18 protein-coding genes and 1 riboswitch are annotated in these 22,433 nt (G+C 61.8%); of the genes, 10 read left to right on the top strand and 8 right to left on the bottom strand.

What is annotated here, in order from left to right; genetic code table 11:
* Positions 1 to 34: 34 nt before the first annotated feature.
* A riboswitch (cobalamin riboswitch) is annotated at positions 35 to 213 on the bottom strand.
* Positions 214 to 297: 84 nt separating this feature from the next.
* From cbiE to cobM, 4 genes are read left to right on the top strand one after another with little or no spacing between them, the layout of a single operon-like run.
* Positions 298 to 1,521 carry a precorrin-6y C5,15-methyltransferase (decarboxylating) subunit CbiE gene (gene cbiE, locus PQQ52_RS12225; RefSeq protein WP_408210969.1) on the top strand — a complete coding sequence of 408 codons (1,224 nt, stop codon included), beginning with the start codon at positions 298 to 300 and terminating at the stop codon, positions 1,519 to 1,521.
* On the top strand, positions 1,521 to 2,609 hold the full coding sequence (locus PQQ52_RS12220) for a cobalt-precorrin-5B (C(1))-methyltransferase (protein WP_408210966.1): 1,089 nt from the start codon (positions 1,521 to 1,523) through the stop codon (positions 2,607 to 2,609). The genes cbiE and PQQ52_RS12220 overlap by 1 nt, the downstream gene beginning before the upstream one ends.
* Positions 2,606 to 3,328 (top strand): cobalt-precorrin-6A reductase, encoded by a 723-nt coding sequence (locus PQQ52_RS12215; protein WP_408210963.1) that lies wholly within the window; start codon positions 2,606 to 2,608, stop codon positions 3,326 to 3,328. Before PQQ52_RS12220 ends, PQQ52_RS12215 begins: the two co-directional genes overlap by 4 nt.
* A 46-nt stretch (positions 3,329 to 3,374) precedes the next feature.
* Positions 3,375 to 4,103, top strand: a complete 729-nt coding sequence (cobM, locus tag PQQ52_RS12210; protein ID WP_408210961.1) for a precorrin-4 C(11)-methyltransferase — start codon at positions 3,375 to 3,377, stop codon at positions 4,101 to 4,103.
* A gap of 75 nt (positions 4,104 to 4,178) precedes the next feature.
* Here the strand turns inward: cobM and metE are convergent, their stop codons facing one another.
* Positions 4,179 to 6,470 carry a 5-methyltetrahydropteroyltriglutamate--homocysteine S-methyltransferase gene (metE, locus tag PQQ52_RS12205; RefSeq protein ID WP_408210958.1) on the bottom strand — a complete coding sequence of 764 codons (2,292 nt, stop codon included), beginning with the start codon at positions 6,468 to 6,470 and terminating at the stop codon, positions 4,179 to 4,181.
* 135 nt (positions 6,471 to 6,605) lie between these two features.
* Between metE and PQQ52_RS12200 the strand changes: the two genes are divergently transcribed.
* Positions 6,606 to 7,523, top strand: coding sequence for a LysR family transcriptional regulator (locus PQQ52_RS12200; RefSeq protein ID WP_408210956.1), 918 nt, complete (start codon positions 6,606 to 6,608; stop codon positions 7,521 to 7,523).
* A gap of 53 nt (positions 7,524 to 7,576) precedes the next feature.
* Here the strand turns inward: PQQ52_RS12200 and PQQ52_RS12195 are convergent, their stop codons facing one another.
* A complete protein-coding gene (locus tag PQQ52_RS12195; protein WP_408210954.1) occupies positions 7,577 to 8,692 on the bottom strand; it encodes a polyamine ABC transporter substrate-binding protein in 1,116 nt (371 codons plus the stop codon).
* A gap of 40 nt (positions 8,693 to 8,732) precedes the next feature.
* A complete protein-coding gene (speB, locus tag PQQ52_RS12190) occupies positions 8,733 to 9,680 on the bottom strand; it encodes an agmatinase (RefSeq protein ID WP_408211056.1) in 948 nt (315 codons plus the stop codon).
* A 230-nt stretch (positions 9,681 to 9,910) separates the two neighbouring features.
* Here speB and PQQ52_RS12185 point away from each other — a divergent pair, with 230 nt between their 5' ends.
* Positions 9,911 to 10,798 carry a LysR substrate-binding domain-containing protein gene (locus PQQ52_RS12185; protein ID WP_408210952.1) on the top strand — a complete coding sequence of 296 codons (888 nt, stop codon included), beginning with the start codon at positions 9,911 to 9,913 and terminating at the stop codon, positions 10,796 to 10,798.
* Positions 10,799 to 10,823: 25 nt separating this feature from the next.
* Here the strand turns inward: PQQ52_RS12185 and PQQ52_RS12180 are convergent, their stop codons facing one another.
* Together PQQ52_RS12180 and PQQ52_RS12175 are read right to left on the bottom strand one after the other, a co-directional pair.
* A complete protein-coding gene (locus PQQ52_RS12180) occupies positions 10,824 to 12,371 on the bottom strand; it encodes a rhomboid family intramembrane serine protease (RefSeq protein WP_408210949.1) in 1,548 nt (515 codons plus the stop codon).
* Between the two features lie 187 nt (positions 12,372 to 12,558).
* Positions 12,559 to 14,052, bottom strand: coding sequence for an MDR family MFS transporter (locus PQQ52_RS12175; RefSeq protein WP_408210947.1), 1,494 nt, complete (start codon positions 14,050 to 14,052; stop codon positions 12,559 to 12,561).
* A gap of 224 nt (positions 14,053 to 14,276) precedes the next feature.
* Here PQQ52_RS12175 and PQQ52_RS12170 point away from each other — a divergent pair, with 224 nt between their 5' ends.
* The 3 genes from PQQ52_RS12170 to PQQ52_RS12160 all read left to right on the top strand — a co-directional run bounded on the left by PQQ52_RS12170 (position 14,277) and on the right by PQQ52_RS12160 (position 16,277).
* Positions 14,277 to 14,537 carry a DUF1488 family protein gene (locus tag PQQ52_RS12170; protein ID WP_408210945.1) on the top strand — a complete coding sequence of 87 codons (261 nt, stop codon included), beginning with the start codon at positions 14,277 to 14,279 and terminating at the stop codon, positions 14,535 to 14,537.
* A 319-nt stretch (positions 14,538 to 14,856) separates the two neighbouring features.
* A complete protein-coding gene (locus PQQ52_RS12165) occupies positions 14,857 to 15,492 on the top strand; it encodes a carbonic anhydrase (protein WP_408210943.1) in 636 nt (211 codons plus the stop codon).
* 101 nt (positions 15,493 to 15,593) lie between these two features.
* Positions 15,594 to 16,277: a type 1 glutamine amidotransferase domain-containing protein gene (locus PQQ52_RS12160; RefSeq protein WP_408210940.1), complete on the top strand. Its 684-nt coding sequence runs from the start codon at positions 15,594 to 15,596 to the stop codon at positions 16,275 to 16,277.
* 185 nt (positions 16,278 to 16,462) lie between these two features.
* On the opposite strand, the gene PQQ52_RS12155 is transcribed toward PQQ52_RS12160, so the two are convergent.
* Both PQQ52_RS12155 and PQQ52_RS12150 read right to left on the bottom strand, forming a co-directional pair.
* Positions 16,463 to 17,044 (bottom strand): alpha-ketoglutarate-dependent dioxygenase AlkB, encoded by a 582-nt coding sequence (locus PQQ52_RS12155; protein WP_408210937.1) that lies wholly within the window; start codon positions 17,042 to 17,044, stop codon positions 16,463 to 16,465.
* 99 nt (positions 17,045 to 17,143) lie between these two features.
* On the bottom strand, positions 17,144 to 18,199 hold the full coding sequence (locus PQQ52_RS12150) for a helix-turn-helix domain-containing protein (RefSeq protein WP_408210934.1): 1,056 nt from the start codon (positions 18,197 to 18,199) through the stop codon (positions 17,144 to 17,146).
* A gap of 353 nt (positions 18,200 to 18,552) precedes the next feature.
* Between PQQ52_RS12150 and PQQ52_RS12145 the strand changes: the two genes are divergently transcribed.
* A complete protein-coding gene (locus PQQ52_RS12145; RefSeq protein WP_408210931.1) occupies positions 18,553 to 20,529 on the top strand; it encodes a glycoside hydrolase family 3 protein in 1,977 nt (658 codons plus the stop codon).
* Positions 20,530 to 20,611: 82 nt separating this feature from the next.
* Here the strand turns inward: PQQ52_RS12145 and treA are convergent, their stop codons facing one another.
* Positions 20,612 to 22,279 (bottom strand): alpha,alpha-trehalase TreA, encoded by a 1,668-nt coding sequence (treA, locus tag PQQ52_RS12140; protein ID WP_408210928.1) that lies wholly within the window; start codon positions 22,277 to 22,279, stop codon positions 20,612 to 20,614.
* Positions 22,280 to 22,433 lie beyond the last annotated feature (154 nt).

Below are 22,433 nucleotides of genomic sequence, written 5' to 3'. Positions count from 1 at the left end.
TGCGGCATCGGTACACCCCGCCCGATGTAGGCTGGCACGAACAGTCTCGCCGGCAGGTCTCCTGGCTGGCAGGTCGTGGTCCGCCGCGGCCTTCCCGGTCGAACCAGTGGCGCGGAGCGCAGGCGGACTCGCTGCATACAGTTGCGGGGGCAGCCACAGTGGCACTGTGTTCCCTCTTCGGCCCCGAAGGGCACCGGCGGCTGTATTATGCCTTTTTTCGAACAGCACAACGAGGCTGGACGCTTTGATCGGCGTGGCACAGCGCAATATTTGAAGATAAAGAATGAGGATGGATGCATGCCGGCGTGGCTGACCGTAGTGGGCATAGGCGATGACGGCTTCGCCGGCTTGGGGAGGCCCGCGCGGCGCGCTTTGCTGGAAGCGTCGGTGGTCTACGGCGGCGAACGGCATCTGGCGATGCTGCCTGCGCGCCTCGCCGCGCGGCGTGAGCCATGGCCGCGACCGTTCGATCTCGCGCCTTTGCTGGCGGAGCGTACCGGGGCTGTGTGTGTGCTGGCGAGCGGCGATCCGATGCTGTTTGGCGTCGGCGCGACGCTGGCGCGGCAGTTACCGCCAGGCGAGTTGCGGGTGCTGCCCGCGCCTTCATCGTTGTCGCTGGCGGCCGCGCGGCTTGGCTGGCCGCTGCAGGATGTCGCGACAGTTTCGCTGGTCGGCCGGCCGTTGCCGACGCTGAATGTTCATTTGCACGACGGCGCGCGCGTCTTCGTGCTGAGTGCCGACGGACGCACGCCCGCAGCACTGGCCGAATTGTTGAATGCGCGTGGTTTCGGCGCGAGCCGGATGACCGTACTGGAGCATTTGGGCGGCGATCTGGAACGGCGCATCGACGGACGCGCTGACCAATGGTCGGCACAGGAAGTCGCGGCACTGAACCTGATTGCGCTCGAATGCCGTGCAACGGAAGGCGCCCCGCGTTTACCGCTGACCGCCGGTTTGCCCGACGACGCCTTTCGCCACGACGGTCAGTTGACCAAACGCGACGTCCGCGCGATCACGCTGGCGCGCCTCGCGCCGACGCCCGGTGAATTGCTGTGGGACGTGGGCGCGGGCAGCGGCTCGATTGGCATCGAATGGATGCGCGCGCATCCGACCTGCCGCGCGATCGCGATCGAAGGGCACACGGAGCGGCAGCGCTTCATCGAACACAATCGCGATGCGTTGGGCGTGCCGGGTTTGCAGCTGGTGGCCGGCCGCGCGCCCGATGCGCTGGAAGGATTGGCTGTGCCCGATGCCGTGTTCATCGGCGGCGGCGTGACGGTGCCAGGCGTGCTCGAGGCCTGCTGGGCACGTCTGCGCGACGGCGGGAGGCTGGTCGCCAATGCGGTCACGTTGCAAGGCGAAGCGGCACTCGCGGTGTGGCGGGAGCAACATGGCGGCACGTTGACCCGCATCGCGCTTGCCGACGCGCAACCGCTCGGCGGCTTCGATACGTGGCGCCAGGCGCTGTCGATCACGCTGCTGGATGTCACCAAGCCGGCCGGCTCACCCCCCGAACCCTGATGCGCGAAGAAACGCCCGAACAACCCGCGCCGCTGCGTAGCGGCTACACGACCGGCAGTTGCGCTACCGCGACGTCGCTCGCAGCCGCGCGCCTGTTGCTTGCGGGTATCGTCAGCGAGGTCGCGGAGATTGTGCTGCCGAAGGGCCAGCACGTGCCGATGCCGCTGGTGTTCTGCCGCCGGACCGCCGACGGCGCGGAAGCGGGCACCATCAAGGATGCCGGCGACGACCCGGACGTCACACACGGCGCGATCGTATTCGCCCGCGTGCGGCTCTGTGCCGAACCGGGCGTGATATTCCGTGCAGGGCCAGGCGTTGGCACGGTGACGCGCGCCGGCCTCACGCTGCCGGTCGGCGAACCGGCGATCAATCCCGTGCCGCGCAAGATGATGACCGAGCATCTGGCCGATCTCGCGGCCGAACACGGATACGCCGGCGGTTTCGACGTGACGATCGGCGTCGAGGGTGGCGAAGCGCTCGCGCTGAAAACGATGAACCCGCGCCTTGGCATTCTCGGCGGCTTGTCGATTCTCGGCACCACGGGCATCGTGCGGCCGTTCTCGTGCTCAGCTTATATCGCATCGATTCATCAGGGCATCGATGTCGCGCGTGCCAACGGTTATGTGCACCTCGCGGCCTGCACCGGCAACGCAAGCGAAGACGCGATGCGCGCGCATTACGGTCTGCCGGATATCGCGCTGATCGAAATGGGCGACTTCGTCGGCGCCGTGCTCAAGCATATGAAGCGCGCGCCGGTCGAGCGCCTGAGTGTGTGCGGCGGGTTCGGCAAACTCAGCAAGCTGGCAGCCGGGCACCTCGATCTGCATAGCCGGAATTCGAGCATCGATCTGGAGCGGCTTGCCACGTGGGCGGCCGAGTGTGGCGCTGACGATGCGTTGCAGGTGGCGATCCTCGCTGCCAACACAAGCCAGCAGGCCGTTGCATTGGCGCACGCGCAACACGTGCCGCTCGGCGATATCGTCTGCCGTCATGCACTCGCTGTCGCCCGCGATATCGTGCCGCCCCAGGTCGCGGTCGAAATGTTCGCCATCGACCGCCAGGGCAATCTGATCGGAGCCGCGCAATGACGCGGATCCTGCTGCTCGGCGGCACCGGCGACGCTTTGCGGATCGCAAGACAGCTCGGCCCTGAGCACGTGTACAGTCTCGCGGGCCTCGGCAAGGTGCCGGACGATCTGCCATGCCGGGTACGTGTAGGCGGCTTCGGGGGCCGCGAAGGCATGGCGCGCTATATCGAAGACGAACGTATTGGCCTCGTGATCGACGCGACACATCCGTACGCCGCGCAGATCAGCGCCAATGCCGCGAAAGCGAGCGGCGCCGCGCGCATACCGTGCTGGGCACTGCGTCGCGAGGAATGGCAGCCGCAAGCTGGCGACGACTGGCGCATGGTCGACGATTGGGCCGAGCTGGCAGCCGCGCTCGCTGCGTTCAAACGGCCACTGTTCACGCTCGGCCGCGAACCGCTCGCGCATCTCGACGAAATTCCGCCGCAGCAGTTCTGGACGGTACGTTGCCTCGACGCAAACGAATCTGGTCCACGTGCACGAATTCTGGCGGCACGCGGCCCGTTTACACTCGAAGGCGAGCGAACGTTGTTCAACGCGGAAGCATTCGATGTCGTCGTCAGTAAAAACAGCGGCGGCAGCGCCACCGAAGCAAAACTCGAAGTTGCGCGCGAACGCGACTTGCCGGTCATCATGCTGCGGCGCCCAGAACTCCCCGCAGTCGATCGCGAGTTTGCCAACGTGCCCGACTTGCTGGAAGCGTTACAGGTCATAGGTTAAATGGCGCATGCATGACATGCCGGCCAAACGAATCGTGGAGTGTTGAATGACGGTGTTTTTTATCGGCGCGGGTCCAGGCGACCCGGAACTGATCACGGTGAAAGGGCAGCGCCTCGTGCGAAGCTGCCCGGTGATCCTGTATGCCGGCTCGCTGGTGCCGGCTGCTGTGCTGGAAGGGCACAACGCGGAACAGGTCGTGAATACCGCCGAACTCGACCTCGATCAGATCGTCGCGTTACTCAAAGCAGCACACGACAAAGGTCAGGACGTGGCGCGCGTGCATTCCGGCGACCCGTCATTGTATGGCGCGATCGGCGAGCAGATCCGCAGACTTCGCGAGCTCGACATTGCCTACGCGATCGTGCCCGGTGTGACGGCGACCGCGGCATGCGCGGCAACGCTCGGCTGCGAACTCACGTTGCCCAATATTTCGCAGACGCTGATCCTCACGCGCTTTGCCAGCAAAACCACCATGCCGGAAGGCGAACAGCTCGCCGACCTCGCGAGACATCGCGCGACGATGGCGATTCACCTCGGCGTGCGTCATCTGGCACGCATCGTCGATGAATTGCGGCCGCACTACGGTGGGGATTGTCCGATCGCGGTGATCTATCGCGCAAGCTGGCCGGATGAAGAAAAAATCACGGGGACGCTCGACGATATCGTCGGCAAAGTGCGGTCCACTCATATCGAGCGGACCGCGCTGATTCTGGTGGGACAGGTGCTGGCTGCCGAAGGATTTGCTGAATCGACGTTGTACGCGAAAGGGGATTGAGCGGTAGACACCGGCAAGCGCATTCGTAAGTCGTTGGTTACGGATGAACGTTGCAGGCGGCGTCTCTTCAGCCGTTTATTCAGTCAATTCAAGCTGCTTCGCCGCCAGCTTCACCCGCAACGCCTTCGCGGCGCGCACCATATTCGTCAATGCTGCTTCCGTCTCCGGCCAGCCGCGCGTCTTCAGTCCGCAATCCGGATTGACCCACAGTCGCGCAGCCGGAATCACTTCGCATGCGCGCTCCAGCAGCCGCTGCATGGCTTCCGTGCTCGGCACGCGCGGCGAGTGGATATCGTAGACACCCGGACCGATTTCGTTCGGATACGCGAACGCACCGAAACCGTCGAGCAGTTCCATCGCTGAACGTGAGGTCTCGATCGTGATCACATCGGCGTCCATTGCGGCGATCGACGGCAGAATGTCGTTGAATTCCGAATAGCACATATGCGTGTGAATCTGCGTCTGATCCGCGACGCCCGCTGCCGAAATGCGGAACACGCGCGTTGCCCATTCCAGATACGCGGCCCAATCGGTTTTACGCAACGGCAAGCCTTCGCGGAAGGCCGGTTCGTCGATCTGGATGATGCGGATGCCGGCCTTTTCGAGGTCCACTACTTCATCGCGAATCGCGAGCGCAAGTTGCAACGCGGTGGTCGAGCGCGGCTGGTCGTCGCGTACGAAAGACCACTGCAGCATCGTCACCGGACCGGTCAACATGCCTTTCATCAAGCGATGCGTGAGCGATTGCGCGTAGCGGGTGGTTTCGACCGTCATCGGTTCAGGGCGATAGACGTCGCCGTAAATGATCGGCGGTTTCACGCAGCGCGAGCCGTAGCTCTGCACCCAGCCGTTTTCCGTGAACGCATAGCCCCACAACTGCTCGCCGAAATATTCGACCATGTCGTTGCGCTCGGCTTCGCCGTGCACGAGGACGTCGAGTCCCAGTTCTTCCTGTTTGCGCACGGCGATTTCGATTTCAGCGCGCATCCGCTGCAGATAGTCGAGCGCGCGCAGTTCGCCGCGTTTGTAGGCGGCACGCGCCTGACGGATGGCCGGCGTTTGCGGGAACGAACCGATCGTGGTGGTAGGCAGGAGCGGCAGGTCGAGCGCTGCGCGTTGCACGCGATTGCGTTCGGCGAAGGGGCTTTTACGCTCTGCCATCGCAGCGCTCACGGCGGCGACGCGTTTTTGGACCAGTGCATTGACGACCGCGCTCGAGTGGCGGCGCGCTTCCAGTGCGAGGTCCGCGGCGGCAAGCTTCGGTTCAGCCGCGCCAGGATTACGCAGGGCGAGAGCGATCGTGCCGACTTCATCGAGCTTTTCAGTTGCGAAGGCGAGCCAGGATTTCAGATCGGCATCAAGCTTTTTCTCCGCGTCGAGCGAAACGGGGACATGCAGCAACGAGCACGACGATGCGATCCACAAACGTTCGCCACGCTCCGCATGCAACGCCTGCAACGACTCGACGATATCGCCGAGATCCGCACGCCAGATATTGCGGCCGTCAATCACCCCTGCCGACAACACCGCGTGCGCGGGCAACGCGGCACGCCATGCATCGATCTGTTGCGGCGCACGCACCAGATCGATATGCACGCCGGCAACCGGCAGCCTGGCGACACGTTGCGCGTGGTCAGCGGCGGTTTCGAAGTACGTCGCGAGCAACACCTTGACGCCCGATGTGCCGAGCACCTCATACGCAGCGGAAAACGCGTCGAGCCATTCCGTCGGCAGATCGAGGCACAGCGCCGGTTCATCCAGCTGCACCCATTCGATGCCACGTTGCTTGAGCATCTCCAGAATGCGGCTGTAGCGGATCACGAGCTTCGGCAACAACGACAACCGGTCGAAGCCAGCCACGTGACTCTTCGACAACCACAGGTAGGTAATCGGCCCAATCAGCACCGGCTTGACCGGCAAATTTAGCGCGAGCGCTTCGTCGATCTCGTCGAACAGCCACTCGACGCCGCCGTTAAAGCTCGTATCCGGACCCAGCTCCGGCACGAGGTAGTGGTAGTTCGTATCGAACCACTTGGTCATTTCCATTGCAGGTTGCGCGTGGTTGCCGCGCGCGAGCTCGTAGTACCGACCGAGCGACAGCGTTTTCGGATCGAAGCCAAAGCGCGCGGGCAACGCGCCGAGCAGCGCGCTCAGATTGAGCATCTGATCGTAGTAGGCGAAATCGCCGACGGTGACGAAATCCAGTCCGGCGTCCTGCTGCAGCTGCCAATGGCGGGCGCGCAACGCCTTTGCGACGCCACGCAGACAGGTTTCGTCCGATTCGCCGCGCCAGAACGATTCCTGCGCGAATTTCAGTTCGCGTTGCGCGCCGATGCGCGGAAAGCCGGGGATGTGCGTGCGGGCCATGCGAATTCCTTTTGTGCGTTGTATGAATTGGCGCTCAGTGTGGAAGTCGCGCTATGATTCATCAAGCGACATGTTTTCACCAATGTATGAGCCAGATTCATATCCCCACCAATTCTTTCAGCGTGGAGCCGCGAGATGCTTGAGCTTCGCCACTTGCGTTCGCTGATCGCCATCGCCGACTCCGGCAAGCTGGTGGCGGCTGCCGAACGCGTTCATCTGAGTCAGTCCGCGCTGTCGCATCAGATCCGCGATATCGAGGCGCATTACGATATCTCGCTATTCGAACGCACCAAACAGGGTTTGCGTTTCACCGCCGCGGGCGAGCGGCTGCTGGCGCTCGGGCGCGAGACGATTGCCGCGGTGAGCGCGGCGGAGCGCGATCTCGTGCGTCTGAAGGGCGACACGCGCGGCGAATTGCGTATCGTGCTGGAATGCCATACCTGTTTCGACTGGCTGATGCCGGTCATGGACGAGTTCCGCCGGCGCTGGCCCGAAGTCGAAGTCGACCTGGTCGCGGGTTTTCATGCGGACCCACTGCGCCTGTTGAGCGATGGCAAGGCCGATGTGGTGATCGGTTCGAAGCCCGCCACCAAGCGCAGCCTGCATATCGCGCCGCTATTCCGCTTCGAAATTCTGGTGGTGATGGCCAACGAACACCGGTTACGGAATAAACGGCGCGTGGTATCGGACGATCTTCGCGAGGAGACGCTGATCACCTATCCTGTGCCAGAAACGCGTATCGATCTGATTCGCGAAGTGTTGGAGCCGGCCGGTATCAAGCTCGAGCGGCGCACGGCGGAGTTGACCATTGCGATCATGCAACTGGTGGCGAGCCGCCGCGGGATCGCGGCGTTGCCGAACTGGGGCGTGAAAAACTACGTCGACCACGACTACGTGCTGGCCAAACGTGTCGGCCCGCAGGGCTTATGGAGCGAGCTTTATGCGGTAGCCGCCAAAGGCTTCGCGAGCCGCCCTTATTTCGACGATTTCGTCAGGATCGTGCGCGATACGTGCGCGGCGCAGTTAGATGGAATCGAACTGCTCGCGGCATAGGGCCAAGCCATAACCTGGGCCGCCCCGTTGCACGCCCAGGCTCAGAGAACGTTCTATCCTCCAGTTTTCAACTGCGCCCACAGCCGGCCTTCCAGGCGCTTGATCGGGGCGGGCAGGGGCTTGAGCAGAAACAGCGTTTTCAGCACGGACTCAGGCGGATAGACGGTCGGATCGTTGAGAATTTCCGGCCGTACGAATTTGCGCGCGGCGGCATCCGCATTCGGATAGAACACGGCATTGGTGATCCCCGCATGAACCTCCGGGCGCTCGATGTAATTGATCCAGTCGAGCGCCGCTTCCGGATGCGGCGCATCTTTCGGGATCGCCATCATGTCGAACCAGACCGGCGCGCCGCCCTGAGGAATGAAGTATTTAACCTCGTAACTCTTGTTGGCCTCGCGCGCGCGATGGCTCGCCATCGACACGTCACCCGACCAGCTCAGCGCGAAACAGATGTCGTCGCCCGCGAGGTCGTTGATGTAACTCGTCGCATTGAACTGCGTGATATATGGGCGGATTTTCTTCAGCGCATCGTAGGCGGCCTGGTAGTCGGCTGGGTTCGTGCTGTTCGGGTCGCGGCCAAGGTAGTGCAGCGTGACCGCGAACACGTCGGTCGGCGCGTCGAGCACGGACACGCCGCAACTCTTCAGCTTGCTCAGATACTCGGGCTTGAACAGAATGTCCCAGCTATCGAGCGGCGCATCGTTGCCGAGAATCTTCTTGACCCGCGTGACGTTGTAGCCGAGTCCTGTGGTGCCCCACGCCCACGGCACTGCGTACTGATTGCCGGGGTCCGCATCGGCGACCAGCTTGAGCAGACTGCGGTCGAGGTTCACCAGATTCGGCAGTTTCGATTTGTCGAGCTTCTGATAAATGCCGGCCTCGATCTGCTTGGCAAGAAAGTTCGAGGTCGGCACCACGACGTCGTAGCCTGTCGAACCGGTCAGCAGTTTGGCCTGCAAGGTTTCGTCGCCGTCGTAGACGTCGTATTGCACGTGAATACCGGACTCTTTTTCAAAGTTCGGTACTGTGTCTTTCGCGATGTAGTCGGCCCAGTTGTAGAGATTGAGCTGCTTTTCGTCAGCGTGCGCGGTGGGGCAGAACGCGCAGGACAACAGCGCTGCCAGTAGCGGCGCAGCGAGCGTCGGTTTCATGACGGTGTGGGGCATGGTGGTCGTCCAGAAAGGTTTCAACAGATCAGTCGCGGCTTTACATGCGCTGATGGCGTTGCAGCTTCTGATTGCGCATCAGGCACAGCATGTCGGCAGCAAGGTGGGCCGCGGCGAGCGCGGTCACGTCGCTGTGGTCGTAGGGCGGCGAGACTTCCACCACGTCCGCGCCCACCAGATTCACGGGACCCAGTGCGCGAACGATTTCCAGCGCCTGCGCCGAACTCAGGCCGCCCGCCACGGGCGTGCCCGTGCCGGGTGCGAAGGCCGGATCGAGACAGTCGATGTCGAAGGTGAGGTAGGTGGGCGCATCGCCGACGATCGACAGCACTTCGTCGATGGTCGCCTGCGTGCCGTTGCGGTGGACCCACGGTGCGTCGAGAATGCGCACGCCCATGAAGTCATCGTTCCAGGTGCGAATGCCGACTTGCACCGAACGGGCGGGATCGATCAGCCCTTCGCGGATCGCTTTGTAGAACATCGTGCCGTGGTTCAGCGAATCGGGGTTGTCGTCCGGCCAGGTGTCGCAATGCGCGTCGAAATGAATCAGGCTCAGCGGCTTGCCGTACTTTTCAGCATGCGCGACCAGCAGCGGGTACGTAATGTAGTGATCACCGCCGAACGTCAGCATGCGGGTGCCGGTCGCGAGAATCTCGCGTGCGTGAGCGATGATCGCGTCGCGAATGCCGAGCGGGTTGTGGGCGTCGAACCAGCAGTCGCCGTAGTCGACCACGTTGAGATGATCGAACGGATCGATGCCCCACGGAAACGCGCCCAGATCGGCCAGTTGTACCGAGGCCGCGCGCATGCCCGCCGGACCGAAGCGCGTGCCGGGGCGGAAGGTGGTCGCGAGGTCGAGCGGAATGCCCGATACGGCGACATCGACGCCGGTGAGATTGCGCGTGTAGGGCCGGCGCATGAAGGACAGCACGCCGGCGTAGGTGGGCGCAGCGGGTTGCCCGGCTGCGTCAGCGCCGGCGGCAGGCATGGTGGCGGTGGGGTGCAAAGCGTTCAGGTTCTGGGTCATACAGGTCGATCCGGTCAGTTTCAATGAGCGCCGTCACACAAATATTTCTCATGTCTGCCGAAACAGCATGCAGGGTGTGGAGAGCAACTGGCGCTATCATTGCGGGGCAATATTCCGGCGAAAAGCGAAGAATCTTGCTGGAAGTATCGATATTTCTAATATCTTGCCGTGACTCTGGCTCTGACGATCCGATGCGTAGACTTCCCCCACTGCAGGCTTTGCTCGCATTCGACGCCGCCGCGCGCCTTGGCAGTTTCACGCGAGCCGCGCAGGAACTGGCGCTGACCCAATCGGCGATCAGCCATCAGATCCAGCAACTCGAGGAATGGACCGGCCAGCCGCTGTTCCGGCGGATTGGCCGCGGCGTCGCGTTGACGGCCGCCGGCGCGCTGTACGCGCAGACCGTGACAAGCGCGCTTTCCACGCTGGCCGACGGGCGTGATCGTATCGAGCCGTATGGCAATCCCGATTCGGTGATCCTCGTGTGTGCGCCGCAGTTTGCCTCCGGCTGGCTGATGCCGCGCATGCGGGCGTTTTCCGAGGCGTTGCCGAACCTCGAGATCTGGCTCGTGACCGGTGAAGAGGTCAACGAGATCGATCGCGTTGACGTCGATCTGGTGGTGTCGGCAAAGGAAATTCGCACGCCGGAAGTGGTGTGCGAGTTGCTGTTCGAAGAAGAAGCGGTCGCCATTTGCGGCCCCGAGACAGCACGCCGTCTGCGCTCCGCCTCATTTCCGGAGGTGCTGACGCAGGCGCCCCTGCTGGTTCACGAAGCGCGTGCCGAGTGGGCGCCGTGGTTGCCTGAGTTAAGGCGAGGCGGCTTGCGGACGCGGCGTGCGATGACCGTCAGCGATCCGCGCTTCCTCGTGGCGGCCGCCGAGCAGGAAGCGGGCATCGCGATGGTGTCCCGGCTCACCACTGGCGATGCATTGACGAGCGGGCGTGTCGAGATCTTGCCGCAGATACCGGGATTCGCCCTTGCGCCGCTCTGGTTGATGCGCTCGGCGCAGCCGGCGCGCTCCGCGGCGGTGGATGCGGTTTATGCGTGGATGATGAGGCTCTGCCGGGACGGCGATTGATATCGTCGGGATGGCTACGTGCGCGTCAGCGTGGCGGCCCGTTGGTCGCTGCGGCCAGCTTCCTGATCAGCGCTGCCTGTTCCACGGCATCCTGGCTGAGCGCATGGAGCGGCGCCAGTGTCGCCGAATCGAGATCTTGAGCACGCGTGAGCAGGAGGGCTGCGGCGCGGGCGAACCGGCGGTTGTCGTCGAAGAAGCGCAGCATCGCTTGCCGTAGCGCGGCGCGCCGTGAACCATCGGGCAGCCGCGTGTTCTCGACCGACGCATAGAGCGCGTCCCATTGGGGAACAATCTCCACGATGATCTTGTTGGAGACCGTGTCTTTTTCAATTTGCGAATGCATTTTCATGCGCTGCAATGCGGCGGTGGCCGCGATAGCGTGCTTCTCCTGCGGGTCTAATTCGACCAGCATTTTCGAAAATTGAAGCTCCTCGCGTTTAGCTTCACTGAAGTGCGTCAGCGGATAGGTGAAGGCGCCCAGTGTGATACCTGCCACCAGCCAGGACAGCAACGCACTTCTGAATGCGTACCGCTGACGCGCTTCGTTCGCGAGCGGTCTTGCCAGCAGTGCGCCGATCAGCAAACCGCCGGCCAGGCCGCCCAGGTGCGCGGCATTGTCGACGCCGCGATGCCTGAAGCCATCGAACAGGTTGACGAGAATGAACACCCACATCCAGCTACGATTGCGCGCGGCAATGGAAGCAGGGAATTCCTTGCGAAAGCGCAGCACGAAAATCAGCAGGCCGCCGGCGACGCCGAAGATGGCGCCGGATGCGCCGGCGCTGTCGATGGTCGGATGCGCGAGGACGCTTGCGATGCTGCCGGTCAGCCCGGCGAACAGGTAAAGCGCGAGGAATCGCATATTTCCGTAGAGCCGCTCCGTCAGGCGTCCCACCGCGAAAAGGGCGATCATGTTGAACGTTACGTGCGACAAGCCGAAATGCACGAACATCGATGTGATGAGCCGCCAGGGTTCGTCGGCGAGCGTATAGGGCCCGAAGTTCGTGCCCCAGTCGACGATCGCGTGAAGATCCACTTTCCTCACGCCGACAACGCCCGCAGCGTACATCGCAGCGAACACGATGACATTCAGCGCGATCAGCAGATACGTCACCCAGGTGAACGGCGTCAAGGCGGCGAGCCTGTCATTGAACGTGGTGAGGGCGATGCGCTCAGCTGCGAATGCAGGCGTCATTCGAGCCGGCAGCAATTCGACAATGCGCCGAATGTCTTCCTCACTGCGCGTCTTCAATACGACGTGCTCAATGCCGCCTGGCGCTCCATGCAGATCGAACGAAATGCGACGGCCGGCGAGTTTGATGTCGAAGATTTCTGCCCGCTGAAGGTATCGCCGCTCGGTGTCGGTCGCGCCGTGCAGGGTGATGTCATCTTTTGAAAACGACAGTTCGCCGTTGATGCTGCGTGCATAGCGGATCGCGGAAAAAAAGCCTCGCCTGCCGGAAGGTTTGATGGAGTAGTGCACGCCGAACGTCTGCGTGTTGTCCCAATCAGCAAAAAAGGGGGTTCCCGAAGCGTGGCCTGGCGCTGTCAGGATGGGTTCCACACGATCCATACAATCCCCTTTCTCTCTCTATTTTTTTGGTGTGCGCCTTTCCGGCGTCGCGTCATTCTGATTGTAGTATTGAACGCCGAGCGTGCGTTGAGTGCGCATGGATCGCGATGTGGTCCATGCGCAGACGGCTCAACGGGCGCTCGACTTTTTCGCGGCCGCATTACCGGCGGGCGGCTCGTCGCGAAGCTTAGTCCTCAAGCGGTGAAAACGCTTCAAGCGGTACCGTCTTCGCCGGACCGATATTGATTGGCGGCACGAAGCCCAGCAGCACGACCACAAAGATCGCAATCGCAAAGATCGAGATGAAGGTCAGATGCAGCGACTGATGCAATACCATGCGGACCATGTCGCTGTCGGCGAGACTCGCCGCCTGATTCTGCAGCAGCGCTTTTAGCTGATCCGAGGTGACCGCGGCGACGCCCTTCGAGTGACTGAGCCCGAAGTTGAGCACCGCGCCGAACAGCGTCGCGCCGAGCGTGCTGCCGAGATTGCGCGAAAAGAGATTCGACGCGGTGGCGCTGCCGCGTTCGTCCATCTTGACGATCTCCTGGATCAGCACCAGCGAACTGACGCTCGACGTGCCCATGCCGAAGCCCATGATGAGCGAACCGAAGGCCGCGACGAGCGGCGAGCCACCGGGTTCCAGGAACAGCAGCAGCACCGCGCCGATCGGCACGAATGCACTGCCGCCGATCAGAATGCGCCGCAAGCCGAGGCGGTGAAATGTTTTCGCCGCGAGCGTCGCGCCCGCCGGCCAGCCCACCATCATCATGGTGAGCGCAAGACCGGCGACCACGGGCGAGCGATGCAGCACGCCCTGAACATACATCGGCAGGAAGGTCGTGGCACCCATCAGGATCATGCCGGACAGCACGGTTGCAGCATTGCACGCGGCGATCGGCCGGCGGCTCCAGAGCGCGAACGAGATCATCGGCTCAGCCGCGCGGCGCTCCTGAAACACGAACAACACCAGGGACACCATGAAGGCAGCGCCCGCGAGCGATGCCTTGGCGATGTCCTCGTCGCCCGCGTAGGTCAGCGCCATCATGAGTGCCGCGATCGCCGCCATGAACAACGCCGCGCCCGCGAAGTCGATCGACGGACGCGTATGCCGCTCCGATTCGCGCAGGAACGCAATGAAGCCGGCAGCGGACGCAAGGCCGATCGGCACGTTCATCCAGAAGATCCACGCCCACGAGAGGTTGTGAATGATGAAGCCGCCCACCATCGGCCCGACCACCGCGGAAATGGCCCATACGCTGGCAAGATAGCCTTGTACCTTGCCGCGTTCGCGCGCCGGGTAGAGATCGGCGACGATGGTCAGCGTGGCCGGCTGGATCGCGCCCGCGCCGATGCCCTGAATCAGGCGGAACGCGATCATCGCGGGCATCGACCAGGCGAAGCCGGCCAGCACCGAGCCGAGCAGAAAGATCGCGATGCCGGTGAGCATGACCGGCTTGCGTCCATACAGGTCGGTGAGCTTGCCGAAGACCACAGTCATCGCGGTTTGCGTGAGCAGGAACGACGAAAAGACCCAGCTATACAGATGCAGATCGCCGAGTTGCGAGACGATCTGCGGCATGGCGGTGGAAACGATGGTGGCTTCGATGGCGACCATCGCCATCGAAGCCATGACTGCGGCAATGACTAAAGGACGCGACGATTGCGGGCTGCGGGACATGGGGCGGGTAGTATTAGTATGTTGGAGGCGTCTGGCGGCGTGACAGGTGACCTGCACGCCGTGACGCATAAGCGCGGCCGCCCGAAGGCGGCCGAACTCAAGTATGCACCTTGTGGAGAATGTGCGCTGAGCGCGAGCCGATATGGCGAAGCTGAAGCGGCGTAAAAGCAGCTTGGCACAGCCTTTGCGCGCTCGATGGTACTTTCGACAAATGGAGGGTCATTATGAGGATCGAATTCACCGGACGCCGTGAAGTGGTGGCAGCGGCGCGCGTAGCCTTCGAAGCTAATGTGGATGGGGCTGACGTCTGGTGCAGCGTGTCGCTAGACGCGCTGAACGACCATTTCGGCAACGGGGGGCCATCGGCCCACAATCTGGTCGGTACTTTCGAGGCAAATCGCGCGCGGATTGAAAATGCAACGCGGCGGGTTCTCGAGAAAAACGGGGGACAGTCCGTGGAACTCGAAACCGGGGATTTCAATTGAGGCACTAGCGGCCCAATTCTTGATATAGGAGCCAAGGTCCGGCATCTGGGCGCCGGGCCCGCTCCGATAGCTTTCCCCTGCGCATGGGCGTGGACGCCGAGGCGATGTACCAGCACGCCAACGGCCAGGCTACAGTGCCTTCATCGTCTTCATGGTCTTCATCAATCGACGACGATCCGATCGAGCGCTCTATCTGGAAGAAGCACCGGCCTGCTCGATCAGGAAGCGACCTCGGTCGGCTACGGTATAGTCGCGCGAACCGATCGCAGACACGCCTCAGCTTGCCGCAGGCTGAGGCCTTGATTATCCGGAGAACGTCGTGCAGGAAATCATAGAAGGATTCATCCGCTTTCAACGCGAAGTCTTCCCGCAGCAGAGCGCATTGTTCAAACGTTTATCGGTTTCGCAAAGTCCGAGCACGCTGTTCGTGACCTGCTCGGATAGCCGTGTTGTTCCCGAGTTGCTGACACAAGTGGAGCCCGGCGCGCTGTTCGTGATCCGCAACGCGGGCAACATCGTGCCGTCTTACGGCCCGGAGCCGGGCGGGGTATCCGCTACCGTCGAGTATGCGGTGGCGGTACTGGGCGTGCGCGATATCGTGATTTGCGGTCACTCCAATTGCGGGGCGATGACAGCGATCTGCACCTGCATGAACCTCGACCATCTGCCGGCCGTGGCGGGTTGGCTTCGTCACGCTGACGCCGCGAAAGCGGTTCACGCGTCGCGAACTTACGCGTCAGACGTGGAACGCCTCGACGCATTGGTCAAAGACAATGTGATTGCTCAGCTCGCGAACATTCGCACTCATCCGTCGGTGGCCGTAGGCCTCGCGAACAAAACACTGCGATTGCACGGCTGGATTTTCAACATCGAAAGTGGTGTGATGCTTGCGCTCGATGGACACACGGGGAATTTTTTGCCTTTGACGGACAACCCCGAAATTTACGCTGTCTAGCGCTGCGTTCCCGATAGCCACCTATACTGCCAGAACACCAGAAGCCGCCGACACCGCTTGACGGCCTGGTGCAACGCGAATCGAATCCACACGAGGTTGCCATGAAGATTCTGGTGGTACTGACTTCACATGACGAACTCGGCAATACAGGCCGGAAAACCGGCTTCTGGCTCGAGGAGTTTGCCGCGCCGTATTACGTGTTCAAGGATGCCGGCGTCGAGATGACACTCGCTTCGCCCAAAGGCGGCCAGCCGCCGCTCGACCCGAAGAGCGACGACCCCGACGCGCAGACCGACGCAACCCGGCGATTCAGAAAGGATCCGGACGCGCAAGCCGCGTTGGCGATTACCGCGAAGCTTTCCACCGTGTCGGCGGCGAACTATGACGCAGTGTTCTATCCCGGCGGTCACGGACCGCTGTGGGATCTCGCCGAGGACCCACATTCCATTGCCCTGATCGAAGCGCTCTATGCCGGCGGAAAGCCCGTCGGCGCGGTATGCCATGCGCCCGGCGTGCTGCGTCATGCAAAGGGGCCGGACGAGACGCCACTCGTGCGCGATAAACCCGTTACCGGCTTTGCCAATTCCGAAGAAGCGGCAGTCGGGCTCACGGACGTCGTGCCTTTCCTCGTCGAAGACATGTTGAAGAAGAACGGCGCCAGGTATTCGAAGGGGCCGGATTGGCAGTCGCATGTGGTGGTCGCGGGCAATCTGATTACGGGGCAGAATCCCGCGTCGTCGGAAGCCGCGGCCGAAGCGCTGCTCGCGAAACTCGGCGTGACGTGAGGGGGCGGAGCGGGATCGGCAGATCGACCGGGACGCGGTCTTGAAGGTCGCGGACTATGCGAAACATACTGGCCGCTTTCTTATCATCAGCACGTTGCTTGCACACTCGCAGCAGTGTGCGCGCGAATGGTGTCGACCAGGAAGCGCGTACAGAAACGGCCTCAAAAACGGACTCAGTAGCAGCCTCAGCCGGCAAAGCAGCGAAACGCGAGGCTGATACGCGGCTCGGTCACACCGGCCACCTTGGGAATGCCGTGCTCATGCGTGAACTGCGAGGCGTAGCTCATGACGATGCAACTGCCTGGCTCCAGTTCCACATGCACGATTCGGCCGGAACCCGCCTTCGGCCGGATCGACATGCGGCGGCCCACGCCCAGCGAGACGATGGCAATCGGCAGAGCGGGTAACAGTTTTTCCGTCTTGTCACCGTGGAGCGCGACGCTGTCATTGCCGTCGCGATAGAGATTGAGGCCGACGCGATTGAACGGCACGCCGAGCAGCGAGCGGACGGTTTCGAATGCTTCGCCTAGCGGCGCGGGCAGATCCTCGGATTCACGTGCGAAGGTGGCGAGCAGACGTGGCACCGCCACTTCCCGCTCATACATCATGCGCTGCTGGCTCATCCAGCCGATGTTTTCAAGTGCCTGCTCGAACCACTCTTGCGCGGCCTGGGCCGGGATCGACTCGGGCAAATAACGAATTCCGCCTTCCTCGTCATGGATGAGGGACACAGGCTCGGGTGCGAATAAGCCTTGCTGATGCGCCATACATTCCAACTGTGGAGTAGCGATAGCCCGGCAGGAGCGCAGGGCTGCTCATGTCGGCCATTATACTGTGTTTTTATACAGTGTTTGCTTGTGCGCCTGCTATCCCGACTGCGCGCGACGGCGAAACGCCAGCGGCGGGATCTCATGGCGGGTACGAAAGAACCGCGTGAAAGCGCTCTGCGACGAGAAGCCGAGTTGTTCGCTGATGTGCGCAAGACCCAAGCGGGTTTCGCTCAGCAATCGGCATGCTTCCTTGAACTTGACACGGGATTCGAGTTCGGTGAAATGCAGGCCCTCCGCCTGCAACTGGCGGCGCAGCGTCCACCGTGAGGTATTGAGCCGCTCGCATATTTGCGCGAGCAACGAGGATGACGTATGCCGCTCGTCGGACGTGTCGATGATGATTTCGCTGATCAGGTTCTCGACGCTGTTCGAGAACAGATGGCCTCGCTTGATTTGCAGCAGTTCCCGTTGAGCCTGCTGCTGCAGAAACGGCGCCAGCGTGCCGTTGTACTGTGGGAATGGCACGTCTAGTTGGGCGGCGGCGAACTGCAGCCGGTTCGCATCGGCGCCATACCGGATTTCGGCGCCGAAGAACTCACTGGAATCTTGAGATCCGGGCAATCTGCGGCCCATTAACGAAACCTGAAATACCGTGCGTCGCGCCATGTCATAAGCGCGGATCAGGCCGGCAAGCACCTGAAAGTTGGCGAGTGCCTGAAAGCCGTCGGCTGGGGCGAACTCGGCAATGTAGTCGAACCGGGCGAGTTCGGACGTCTCTTTGTAGCAGAGAAAATCGAACTCGCCGATGAGCGGGCGATACGTGTGAAATGACTCGATAGCTTCACGCAGCGTGCGTGCATTGAGGCACAGGTTGCCCAGCACCGGAAAATCCGGGAAAAAAGTCTGCAGGCCGTCCGGGATCACGCGGGAAGGCGAGCTCACAGCCGCCATCAACTCCACGACGCGCCGATGCCGCGCGCCATCGATGCGGCCGTTTCGATCGATCAGATCCTGCGTGCTGATGCCGGTGCGGGCAGTGAAAAGCTGCGGCGATACACCGGCACGCTCAGCCGCATCCATGGCGAAAACAGCAATGCGATTGGAGACAGTACGGCTGTTGCCGCTAAAGCGCACCTGCATTTTGGATGACATGTAGTTTACGAAAACATTCCTTACAGAATGATGCGCAGAGATGTTCGCCGACACCATCAGGAATTGCCACTACTTGCCAGTTGCCCGCAGAGCATGGCGCCATGCGGCTTTCCAAGGAGCAGGGTGATTCAGGGCGCATGCGCCAGGCGGAATTCGAAGGGCTTTGATGCGTCGCATCATGTGTCGTGCTCCACGAGGATAAAACCTGCACCCGGCAGTAAAACGGGTACCGGACTGGGTCGGTAGAGTGACGCACGGCTGTTGGTCTGGCCGTTCAAAAGCGGGCAAAACGAATCAAATCCCAGGAGACATTGATGCACATTTTTTCAGGGCCTGTTTTTCGCAGATCGGCATTGACGGCGTCCAGCGCCGCGCTCGCGCTAGGCCTCGCCGCTTGCGGGAACAACGACAAACTCGATGCACCCGTCGCGCAGAAGGACTTCGGTTATACGACGCTCAACCTCATTTCTAAAGACGGCCTCAAGTTCAAGGACATGAACAGGAGCGGTCAGCTCGAGCCGTACGAAGACTGGCGTCTAAGCGCCGACGTACGCGCGCGCGATCTGGTGAGCCGATTGACGCTCGCCGAAAAAGCCGGCCTTATGATGCACGGCACCGCGCCTGTGTTGAACGATACGACGGGCTCAGGCACCGGCACGGCCTACGATATGGCCGCTTTGAAGACGCAGATCAACGACCACAGCATCAGCACGTACATTACGCGCATGAGCGGTGATGCCAACACGATGGCCAGCCAGTACAACCAGATTCAGACCCTGGCGGAGCAATCGCGGCTCGGTATTCCGGTGTCGATCAGCACGGACCCGCGTAATCACTTTCAATATGTGCTGGGCGCGAGCGCCGGCGACAGCGGCTTTTCGAAGTGGCCCGAAACGCTCGGTTTCGCCGCGATTGGCGACGCGAACCTGACACGCAAGTTCGGCGACATCGCGCGCCAGGAGTATCGCGCCGTCGGCATTACCGTGGCGCTCTCGCCGCAGGCCGATCTGGCGACTGAGCCGCGTTGGGCTCGCATCAACGGCACCTTCGGCGAAGATGCGGATTTGACGAAGTCGCAGGTGCAGGCCTATATCGAGGGGTTTCAGGGCGGCAGCAACGGCATCCAGGCGAATAGCGTGATTGCTGTGGTCAAGCATTGGGCCGGCTATGGCGCGCAGAAATCCGGTTTCGACAGCCATAACTACTATGGCCGCTATGCGACCTATCCGGGCAACAATTTCGCCTATCACCTGAAGCCTTTTGAAGGCGCCTTCGCCGCTAACGTTGGTTCCGTGATGCCGACTTATTCCGAGCCGGACGGACCCGTGAGCATCGACGGCATTGCCCTGGAACAGGTCGGCGCCGCCTATGACAAACCGCTGCTGACCGATCTGCTGCGAGGCAAGTACGGCTTCAAAGGCGTGATCGTGTCGGACTGGCTGATTGCCTCGGACTGCGACGCCAACTGCATGAACGGCACGTCCTCCGGCGCGCCCTCGTTTGTCGGACTGGGCATGCCGTGGGGCATGGAAACCGCTACCCGTCAGCAGCGTTTCGTGAGAGCAGTCAACGCCGGTGTCGACCAGTTCGGCGGCGAAGACGATCCAAGCTTTCTCATTCAGGCCGTGAATCAGGGGCAATTGACGCAAGCGCGCCTCGATGATTCGGCGTACCGGATCCTCTTGCAGAAATTCCAGCAAGGCTTGTTCGATCATCCTTATGTCGATGCGAACCAGGCGAGCACGGTGGTGGGCAATGCGGATTTCCAGGCGCAAGCGCTCGACGCGCAACGTCGTTCCATGGTGCTGCTGCAAAACAACGGCAAACTGCTGCCCATGACGGCAGCGGGGAAGAAAGTCTGGCTGTACGGTGTCGATCCGGCCGTCGCGCAGAAATATGGCTACCAGGTTGTCGATACGCCGCAAGCCGCGGACGTGGCGATCCTGCGCGTGAGCACGCCGTACGAAACGCTGCATCCGAACTATATGTTCGGCTCGATGCAGCATGAAGGCAGCCTGGCGTTCGTCGACGGCAACAAGGACTATGAGGCGATCAAGCAGGCCGCTAATGCGCCGAAGTCGATCGTGTCGGTGTACATGGACCGCCCGGCGATTCTCACCAACGTCCAGGATAAAGCAACCGCCATCCTCGCTAATTTCGGCGCAAGCGATGCCGCGCTATTCGACGTGTTGACCGGCAAAGGCCAACCACAAGGCAAACTGCCGTTCGAGTTGCCTTCGTCGATGGCCGAGGTCACCGCGCAACTGGAAGACGTGCCGCACGATACGGCGCATCCGTTGTATCCGTTCGGATATGGCCTGACGTATTGAGGCGCTCGGTAAAGCGAGGCGCACACGTCATTTGATGCTGACGTGTGCGCCTCGCTTCATCCAGATGCACTTCACGACATGCCTATTCGCCAGGGCTATACAGATCGAGTAGCTTGAGTGTCACCCCGTTGGTCCATCCAAAGCCGTCCTGCAACGGATACTCGCCACCGCCGCCACCTCCGGTGCCCGCGCCTTCAACCACGTACTTTTCGACCAGCTTCTTCTCCGACGCATAAACGCCTTTCACGTCGGCCAGAAAGCGTGTGCCGATCTGCTGCGCGAGCGCATCCTGACCGTAGCGTTTCAGGCCTTCGATCGCGACCCAGTGCAGCGGCGCCCAGCCGTTCGGTGCATCCCATTGCTGCGTGGTGTTGTAGGTGGTGGTCGCAAGGCCGCCGGGTTGCAGCAGGATGGACTGCACCTGCTGGGCCGTTTTTTGCGCGCGTTCCGGCCACGCGGCGCCGACCCACAACGGAAACACCATCGCCGCGGTTTTGTTGTCACGCGGTTTCGCAAGCACCCAGTCGTAATCGCCGTAGTAGCCGTTCGCATTCCACAAGTACCGGTTGATACCGAGCGCCCGTTTCGCGGCGCGCTCGGCGAACTCGCCGACACAACGGAAATCGCGTGTCTCGCCGCAGCCTTTTGCGATGGTGATTTCAAGGTGGAACATGAGGCTGTTCAGATCGACCGGGATGATCGACGTGGTACGCACCGTCGCGAGTGTCATGTTGTCGCCGAACCAGCGGGAGCTGAAATCCCAGCCGCTCTCGGCGGTCGCCCGCAATTCGCGGTAGACCTCGTTCGGATTGCGGCCGGTGGCTTGTTGCGCCGTTTGAATGTCCTCCAGATAAGACTCGTCACGGGGCGTATCGAGTTCATCCCAGTAACGGTTGAGTACCGTGCGATCCGGCATCACGACCACATTACGCGTCGCCTGGCCGGGTTGCGTCGTAGTTTCCCCTTGCATCCAGTACGCATACTCCTTGCGCAAGGCCGGCAAATACTTCTGATAGACGCCACGGCCCTCGAGCTTCGCCGCCAGCGCCACCATGTACGAGAAGAACGGTGGTTGGGAGCGGTCCAGATAGTAGGTTCGATTGCCGTTTGGAATGTGACCGAACGTATCGATTTCATACGCGAAGTTGTCGAGCATGTTGTCGACGAGATCTTCATGGCCCGATTCCTGCAAACCCAGCATCGTGAAATACGTGTCCCAGTAGTAGCCCTCGCGGAAGCGGCCCCCCGGCACGACATACGGCTTCGGTAACGGAATCAGCGAACTGTTCGCCGGCGCGCTCGTGGTGGTGCGGGTGAGGGCAGGCCACAGCCAGTTGATGTGCTCGCGCAGCGTCTGATTCGCGGGCGGTGTGATGACAGGCTCGCTCGGCGGCGTGAAGTACTGGTTGACGAAGTTCGCTAGCGAAAAGCCGGGATTGTTCTTCTGTTGTTCGTACAGTTGCACGATCGCGGCAGGATCGGCGTTTGGCGTTGCGTCGACGAAAGTCTTTTGATCCGGATAGATCTGGGCGGTTTGCACGGCCACGAATAGATCGCCGTATAGCTTGTCGGGAGCGGGAGGAAGTGTGCCGCCGACCTGAGTGTCAGCATGACACACACCGATGAGACTGGTGAGGAAGACGAAGCTGGAAACGGCGGTTGCTTTTCTTAAACTGGAAGCCCCCGCCAACGGGGGAAATGTCAGCCGACGGGCGAGGCCGATACTGTGTAATTGCGATGACACAATCATGTCTCCTCCTGAGGAATGGACAACAGGATTGGTCTGCCTCACGCCCTTTTTCTTCTCATGATTGCTGGGGCGCAGGTAGCATCGCATAAAACGGAGGGAGGTTCAAATTATGCGCAGGGAATGCGCCGAGGCGCACGGCACAAGCCGATGGAAT

The sequence above is a fragment of the Paraburkholderia sediminicola genome (assembly GCF_046030555.1).
Lineage (GTDB): Bacteria > Pseudomonadota > Gammaproteobacteria > Burkholderiales > Burkholderiaceae > Paraburkholderia > Paraburkholderia sediminicola_E.
This window is presented reverse-complemented; position numbering and strand designations above follow the sequence as displayed.